Annotated in this window: 6 protein-coding genes and 1 pseudogene; 3 read left to right on the forward strand and 4 right to left on the reverse strand. The window is 62.3% G+C overall.

Annotation, left to right across the window (positions count from 1 at the left end; all coding sequences use genetic code 11):
* Positions 1-401: 401 nt before the first annotated feature.
* The 4 genes and pseudogenes from ACESL9_RS15995 to ACESL9_RS16010 all read right to left on the reverse strand — a co-directional run.
* Positions 402-1,589, reverse strand: coding sequence for a serine hydrolase domain-containing protein (locus tag ACESL9_RS15995; RefSeq protein WP_372675175.1), 1,188 nt, complete (start codon positions 1,587-1,589; stop codon positions 402-404).
* A gap of 76 nt (positions 1,590-1,665) precedes the next feature.
* The gene (locus tag ACESL9_RS16000) at positions 1,666-3,339 is read right to left on the reverse strand and encodes a flavin-containing monooxygenase (protein ID WP_372675176.1); all 1,674 of its coding nucleotides are present in this window, start codon (positions 3,337-3,339) and stop codon (positions 1,666-1,668) included.
* Between the two features lie 211 nt (positions 3,340-3,550).
* The gene (locus ACESL9_RS16005; RefSeq protein WP_372675177.1) at positions 3,551-4,435 is read right to left on the reverse strand and encodes a helix-turn-helix domain-containing protein; all 885 of its coding nucleotides are present in this window, start codon (positions 4,433-4,435) and stop codon (positions 3,551-3,553) included.
* A gap of 91 nt (positions 4,436-4,526) precedes the next feature.
* Positions 4,527-5,726: pseudogene (locus ACESL9_RS16010) on the reverse strand (IS256 family transposase); the annotation flags it as partial.
* A 727-nt stretch (positions 5,727-6,453) separates the two neighbouring features.
* Here ACESL9_RS16010 and ACESL9_RS16015 point away from each other — a divergent pair.
* Genes ACESL9_RS16015 through ACESL9_RS16025 form a run of 3 tightly spaced genes read left to right on the forward strand, consistent with a single transcriptional unit; the run spans position 6,454 to position 7,599 of the window.
* Positions 6,454-6,975 (forward strand): crossover junction endodeoxyribonuclease RuvC, encoded by a 522-nt coding sequence (locus tag ACESL9_RS16015; protein ID WP_372675178.1) that lies wholly within the window; start codon positions 6,454-6,456, stop codon positions 6,973-6,975.
* A gap of 5 nt (positions 6,976-6,980) precedes the next feature.
* Entirely contained in the window at positions 6,981-7,184 is a 204-nt protein-coding gene (locus ACESL9_RS16020; RefSeq protein WP_372675180.1) for a hypothetical protein, read from the forward strand.
* Complete coding sequence (locus tag ACESL9_RS16025; protein ID WP_372675179.1) at positions 7,174-7,599, forward strand: DUF6362 family protein; 426 nt, start codon at positions 7,174-7,176, stop codon at positions 7,597-7,599. Before ACESL9_RS16020 ends, ACESL9_RS16025 begins: the two co-directional genes overlap by 11 nt.
* Positions 7,600-7,937 lie beyond the last annotated feature (338 nt).

Below are 7,937 nucleotides of genomic sequence, written 5' to 3' on the forward strand. Positions count from 1 at the left end.
CCAGATACAGAAATTCCGCGATCAACTCACAGGACTTGCCATCATCCAGCAGCAGCATCGCGTTCGCCCGCCGGGCAATGCCGTGATCCTCGCGCTGGCGACGCACACAAGCCTCAAGGGTGCGACGATCTGCTGGAGACAGAACACCGGGACGTATCATGGCCCCACATGAATCGCATGGCCTGCCAGCGTCAACCCAAAATCCGGGTTCCCGAGGATTCGCGGTATATTATAAATATTCCAGCAAATTTGCCGAGCTCTCGGAGCGAAGAGTAGCTTGAATGATGCAATACAAATTTCAGTGGTGTATCTGCCCGTGAGTATGGTTGCCGACACCCCTGGCTAAACCATTGTAGGTGGCGAAGGTCGACCGCCTGTTGCAATGGCGGCCGACCCATTTTTCAAGCGGCCTTCGCGGCTTTCAGAGATGTGTAGAAACTACTTTCGAAGTCCATGTATCCAGTGAAGGACACGGGGTCGCCGAAGGGCAGGATCTGGGTCGCCCAGAAGCCACCGAACCCGTTATCGCGGTCGATCCAGTAGAACAGATTCGCCAGCCCCGCCCAGCCAAGCGCGCCCGCTGGCCGACCGGTCGGTGCCTCATCGTCATTGACCATGAAGCTGTAGGACCACGATTTCGACAGGCCGGGAAAGAACTCGGCGTCGTTCGACAGCGACGGGATCACCCCAGGCAGCATGCCGATCTTTTTCTCGCCAAGGTGGTTCTGCGCGGCCATGGCGACGGTTTCGGGCTTCAGAACGCGACCATGTGGCCCCATCCCGTCGTTCAGCCACATGCGGATGAACTTCATGTAGTCGCCGACCGTGCCGTAAAGCCCGTGCCCGCCCATGTGGATTTCCGGCGCATCCGGCAGTTCGAAATCCATCGGTGTCAGCGACCCGTCGGCGCCGCGCGCGTGCATCCCGGCCAGCCGCTGGCGCAGCCCGTCGTTCAACTCGAACGTCATGTCCTTGATCCCGAGCGGATCGAAGATGCGGGTCTTGAACACCTCGCCCAGCCGTTTTCCGGTGATACCTTCGACGACCTGTCCGGCCCAGTCGATATTGGTGCCATATTCCCACTTGTCGCCCGGATCGAACTGCAGCGGCGTCATGATCGATGCCTTCGACGCGGTGATGACGCTTGGCTGACCTCTTTCCTGCGCCAGCCGATTGTAGGTTTCGCTGAAGAAGTCATAGCCGAAACCGCCGGTGTGCAGCAGCAGATGTTTGGTCGTGACCGGGCGTTTCGGCGCGCGCAGGATCGGCTCGCCCGCCGCGTCGAAACCTTCGATCACCTTCAGCGTACCAATGTCGGGCGCATAGTCGCTGGCGGGTGCGTCCAGATCCAGCTTGCCCTCCTCCACAAGTTGCAGCACCGCGGTGGCCGTGATCGCCTTGGTGGTCGAAAAGATCGCGAAGGCATCGTCGGTGGTCATCGCGGTATCGTCGTCGATCCGTCGCAACCCTGCCGCGCCTTCATAGATGTTCTGCTCGCGGTCCGTAACCATCGCGACGACCCCCGGCACGCGCGGGTCCGATGTGACGACGCCTTTCAGCAGGTCGTCGGCGTTGAAGTGATGACGCATGGTATCCTCCCATTTTCAGAAGTTGTGTGGCCCGTCCCGTCTGCTGCGGACCGAGCCGTGATCGCCGCGACCGCGCTCAGGCGGTCTGGGGGGCCGCCACTTTGGACATGGCGAACATCGGATAGCCCTCCTCGGCCACCGCGTCGCACTTGGCGCGATAGGTGCCCACGCCACCGGTATAGGACAGTACGCGGCGTGGTTTGCCCGGCACGTTCGACCCCGTGTACCATGAATTCGTCTTGGCGATCAGGGTGGCGTTAGCCGTCTCGTCGTGGTGTCGGACCCATTCCTCCTCGCCGGCTTCGGTCGGTTCGATAAGGTCATTGCCAGACGCCCGCATGTCGCCGATGCAGCGCGCGATCCACTCGGTCTGTTGCTGAAGACATGTGGTCATGTTGCACAGCGCCGCCGACGGCGCGAGCGGCGCGCCGGTCATGAACAGGTTCGGAAACCCGTATTTCATGAGCCCGAGCGTGGTGCGGATGTCCTTGCGCCATTCTTCGGCCAGTTTCAGGTCGTCGCGCCCGGTAATGTCGATCCGGGCCAGTGCGCCGGAACCCGCATCGAACCCGACGGCCATGATGATCGTGTCGACCTCGTACACCGTGCCATCCGCCAGCTTCACGCCTTCGGGCACGACTTCAGTTATGGGATTGTCGCGCACGCTGACCGCCTCGACGTTGTCGCGCAGATACGCCTCCAGATACTGGGTTTCGAGCGGAACGCGGTGGGTGCCGAAGCCATAGTCGCCTTTCTTGGGCACAAGGATGTCGATCAGGCGCGGATCCTTCAGACGTGCCCGCATCTTTTCACGCACGAATTCGGATATCTCCTCGCTCACGGCTTCGTCGAAGAACATTTCCGCAAAGGACGCCAGCCACAGCTTCAGCGACCCGTCGGCGTGGATTTCCTCCAAAATTGCGCGACGTTCGGCAGGGGACAGTTCGGCCCACGTGTGCTGGAAATCATACTCGAAGCCCGTGAACGTGTGCGGGATGTTGGTCTTCAACTCGTCGAAACGCCCCTTGTACCAGTGCGCCTCGTCGGGGCCGTATTTCGGGTTCTTCATGGGCAGCACGTATTGCGGCGTGCGCACGAAAACGGTCAGCTTGTCCACGACGGGAGCGATGGTCTGGATGACCTGAATACCGGTCGCCCCGGTGCCGATTACCGCGACGCGCTTGCCTTCCAGATCAAGCCCGCCCTTGGGGTACCGCCCGGTATGGACGATCTGGCCCTTGAAGCTGGATTGCCCCGGAAAGCGGTCCGTCAGCGGGGCTGACAGCATCCCGGTGCAGCCGATCAAGAACTGCGTGTCGATCACGTCTCCCTGGTCGGTTTCGACCGTCCAGCGCCCGGTGTTTTCGTTGAAGGTTGCCTTGGTGATCTTGGTCGAGAACGAGATGTCGCGCCGCAGGTCAAGCGTATCGGCGATGTAGTGCATCCAGCGTTCGATTTCGGGCTGGCCGGGGAACCGCTCGCTCCAGGTCCAGCCCGCGTAGAGCTTTTCGTCGAACAGGTACTGATAGATATACGCTTCGCTGTCGAATTTTGCGCCGGGATAGCGGTTCCAGTACCATGTGCCGCCCACATCGCTGGCGGTGTCGCAGGCATGGACTTTCAGCCCCATCTCGCGCAACTGGTGCAATTCGTAGAGTCCGGCCACGCCGGTGCCGATGACGAGCGCATCTAGGCTGGCAGGCACGGCATTTCGTTCCGCCGAGGTGGCGGTCTGGATCGCGTCGAGCATGTTATCCTCCCATCAGGTTGCGGCCGTCTCCTTCCGGCCGCTGCTTGCATCGCGAGCCTGGACCCGAAGGCGCCAAGACCGCGACAAGGCCGATGCTGTCATTCGCAGGAAAAGGGATCTTGAACGTTCCGTGGTCCGGCTTTGTACGTTTCCGACAGCAGCACGGAATCCTGGCCCCGACTGCCGGGCGCAGGTGGTGCGCTGGGTCCGCTTACTGCGAACTTTCCCGAAAGACTGCCGGGGTCGACCCGAATTCGGCGGCGAACATCCGGGTCAGGTGGGCCTGGTCGCAAAACCCGCAATCAAGCGCGACAGCCTTGATCGGTAGCGTTGTCGTGGCCAGCAGTTGCCGTGCCTTTTCAAGCCGTCGCGCCTTGACGAACGCATAAGGCGGTATGCCAAAGCTGCGCCGGAACTGGCGCGCGAACAGGCAAGGTGTCATGCCAAGCGCATCCGCCATCACCTTGAGATCCAGATGCACATCAAGACTGGCCGCGATGAACTCGACGATCCGGCGTTCCTGTTGAGGGGACAATGCCCCGCTACGCCGTGTTTCGTGCAGATGGACCGATGCGTAGCGGCGCAAGAGGTGGATGATCAACCCGCGCGCGACCGTGTCCACATACAGTGCGCCACCAAGTCCGCGGGTGCGGGCCTCCTGTGCGATTGCGTCCGCGGCGTGGGACATGACCGGATCATCGACGCGCAGAACGTCGTTCAGCGTTACGTTGCTGACCGCGCAGTCCATGATCTCGCTCGCAACATCCGTGACCAGTTCGGCAGACAGATAGATGTGGGTCACGTCGATCGGCTCGTGCCAGGTCCAATAAGCCTGCTGAGCGCGTGTCAGAAGCGACGCGGCACCCGGTCCCAGCGTCTCACGCGTCCAGCGCCCGTCGAACCGGCGCTGCATGGGTGTGACGCCGCTCCTATAGCTGACAAGCATGAAATCGCGCATCGCAGGGACGACCACATCTTGCCCGTGATAGTGGTAGGATCTGAGCGCGACGTGCTTCCAGTTTTGACCGTCGCTTGCCAGCAACACCTTTCCCGGGACCCAGTCCGGCAGTGCGTCGTATCGAAGCAACTCCTCCATCAAGTCTCCTCCCAATCTTGACGGGTTAGTGCCCCGGGAAGTGGTGTAGGAACTGGCGTCCACCTGCTTCTTCATGGCTGGTGTTGCTCGTTCACTGAGCGGTGATCATTGTCGCCGCGTCTTCATCGTTGCACATGGCGGTCAGCTTTTCCACCGGCATGTAGCGTCGTGAGACGGCCCATTCGTCGTTTTGTTCCAGCATGAGCGCCCCGACGAGCCGGATGACGGCTTCGCGGTTGGGAAAGATCCCGACCACGTTGGTGCGCCGCTTGATCTCCTTGTTGACGCGTTCCAGCGGGTTGGTGCTGTGCAGCTTCGAGCGCAGGCTCTCGTCGAAGGCCATGTAGGCCAGCACGTCATGCTCTGCTTCGTCCATGAGCTCTGCGACATCGCGGAACCGCTCGCGCAGGTTGTCGGCGACCTCGCGCCATCGTGCATGGGCCTGGTCGCGGTCTTTTTCGGCGAAGACGGTCTTCACCACGGCGCTGACCACCGGCTTGTTGGTCTTGCCCACGCGGGCCAGCAGGTTACGCTGGAAGAGCACGCGGCAGCGCTGCCAGCCGGCGCCGAGAACCTTGCGGGCGGCAGCTTTCAGGCCCTCGTGGGCATCGCTGATCACCAGCTGCACGCCCCGCAGGCCGCGGCGCGTGAGTGAGCGCAGGAAGCCCGACCAGAAGGTGTTGGCCTCCGAGGGCATCACCGTGATCCCCAGGATCTCGCGCCGCCCGTCCGTGTTGACCGCCACGGCCAATATCACCGCCATCGAGACGATGCGACCGCCTTCGCGCAGCTTCACGTAGGTGGTGTCGAGCCAGAGGAAGGGCCAGTCTCCTTCCAGAGGGCGATTGAGGAACGCCTGCACCCGCTCGTCGATCTCCTCGCAGAGCCGCGACACCTGGCTCTTGGAGGTGCCCGTCAGCCCCATGGCGCGCACCAGATCGTCGACAGCGCGGGTGGAAACACCGTGAATATATGCCTGCTGGACCACGGCCATCAGCGCCTTCTCGGCCGTCCGGTGCGGCTCAAGAAAGGTCGGGAAATAGCTGCCCTTGCGCAGCTTCGGGATGTTCAGCCCGATCGTGCCCGCGCGCGTATCCCACTGGCGCGGTCGGTAGCCGTTGCGCTGGTTCTCGCGATCTGGGCTGCGCTCGCCATGCCCCGCGCCGCATACGGCGGCCACCTCGATGTCCATCAGCCGCTGCGCGGCATCCTGGATCAGTTCGCGCAGAAAATCTGCGTCGTCGCTCTTGGCGATCACCGCCGGAAGGTCGATCATGGTATCGGTCATCGTGCTCTCCTTCGTTGTCGTAGATCTTCGAACAACCTCAGACTACGAAGAAGCGCGGTGGCCGCCAGGCCGGCCGCGCGCTGCGCTACGCCAAAAGGCTCCGCGCGCGGCCTCCTACACCATCCGGTGGGGCACTACCCTTGACGGTCGTCGAGGTCGTAAATTGTTGTTATTTCAAATTTTTCAGATTCCTTCAGCGCACAGAACGTTAATCTTGACGCAAAGACGATGTATCAACGAGGAAGCTTAGCACGGCCCAGTGCGGCAGCTTATCCTACTTTCAGGTCGTGTCGCTCCGCTGTCCCAACCTCTAAGTTGGTCCCAACCTTGTCCCAACCTCCCGAGGGGGTTGGGAACACGAAAAGACGTTCAAAAACAACGGTGTCCCCAACCTACCCCTGTGGTCCCAACCTTTTCCTATACATTCATGTGGGAAGAAGAAGTTGGGTCGGGAACATACCCTTATACACGAAAAGAGAAGGACCCCCGTTGGGGACACTGAGGTTGGGACCACGTCCCAGCAAGTGGCTGTCACAGAACAATAAAACGTTGTCCCAACCCCCTGTGAAGGTTGGGACAAGACGCCATGAGGTTGGGACAGGGGCCGCGCGACAGCCCTTCGCAGGCCAGGGATGTTCTCCTGGTCGATTTTGCTTGGGGACGCGGCTTTCGGCTGCTAAATTTTGGGTGACCAAAGCCGAAGGCCCACTCGAATTCGTGAGCCTTCAACATGAACGCACAAGACCAGATACTTCCCGACGCGCGCCCCGAACTTCACCGCGGCACGCAATCGATCCTCGCCCTCGACCTCGGCACCACCACCGGCTGGGCGGTCCGTGGCTTCGATGGCCTGATCACCAGCGGCACCGCCAGCTTCCGTCCGGGCCGCTACGATGGCGGCGGCATGCGCTACCTGCGCTTCACCAACTGGCTGACGGAACTCGACCGGCTGTCGGGTCCGATTGCGGCGATCTGGTTCGAAGAGGTCAGAGCCCACAGAGGCGTGGACGCGAGCCACGTCTATGGGGGTCTGCTTGGTGTTCTCACCAGCTGGGCTGAACTACGGGGAATCCCGTATGCCGGCACTCCGGTTGGCACCATCAAGCGTCACGCAACCGGTCGCGGCAATGCAAACAAGCAGGCCATGATCGACGCGGTGCGCGCCCGTGGGTTCTCGCCCGCGGATGACAACGAGGCCGACGCCATCGCCATCCTGCTCTGGGCCATCGAGACGCAGGGAGGGCTGGCATGACCGGGATGCAGTTCACACCGAAAGGCTATGGCGGTCACCGCCGTGATCCCGAGCAGGTCAGGCGCGATGGCTGGCATGAGCTGCACATGCTGGCGGTCTCGCTGGACGACCACCGGCTCACCTGGCCAGAGCGGGAACTCGTCCGCCAACTGGGCGAGAAGCTGTACGGCAAGCTTCCAGCCGTGAGGGAGGTGCGCAATGGCAGATGACTGGACCCGCGCCATGGTGGCGGACCGGCTGGACCTCGCGGCCGACGTCATGCGCGCCATGCCGCCGGTGCGCCCGCAGGGCTATGTCAGCGCCTGGCCCGAGTATGTGCACGGCTTTGCCGACAAGGTGGAGCAAGAGCCCGAGATGAAAAAGCCGCGGCCCTCGCCGCGGATGATCACGCAAGCCGACGAGGCGATGCTCTGGCTGCGCTGGCTCGACAAGGACATCGGTCAGATCCTCTGGGCGCGCGCCACCCGTGACAGCTGGAAGAAGATCTGCTGGCACCACGGGATCAGCCGGTCGGCGGCCAACCGGCGGCACGAGTACGGGCTGGCCGTGATTGTCTGGCGGCTCAATGGACGGCGGGTGCCGCGCAAGCGGTCGATGGAGTACGTGATCGAGCGGACGGCGTGACCATGCGGGGCGGTTGCACGACAGCCGCCCTGTCAACCCCGTTCGTGTCAGCGGGACAGTTTTCAGCGGGACACCAGTCGGCGTGACAAAAAAATTTTCCAGGGCTATATAAACGATATGATCGACAGAGCTGTGCCCGGACGGCGCGGCTCTTTTTCGTTTCAGGGGGGGGCGGCCATGAACGTCATCATCCGCGACCTCGACCAGACCCGCGTGCATTTCGAGGCCGCCGTCGCCCGGGTGGGAGAGCAGGGGGCAACGCGGGCCTTCAACCGCGCGCTCAACAGCGAAGGCGGCAAGGTCCGCACCCAGGTGCGCCGCGCCCTGCGCAAGCAGAC

Origin of the sequence: Aquicoccus sp., from assembly GCF_041686535.1 — a bacterium.
GTDB lineage: Bacteria > Pseudomonadota > Alphaproteobacteria > Rhodobacterales > Rhodobacteraceae > Aquicoccus.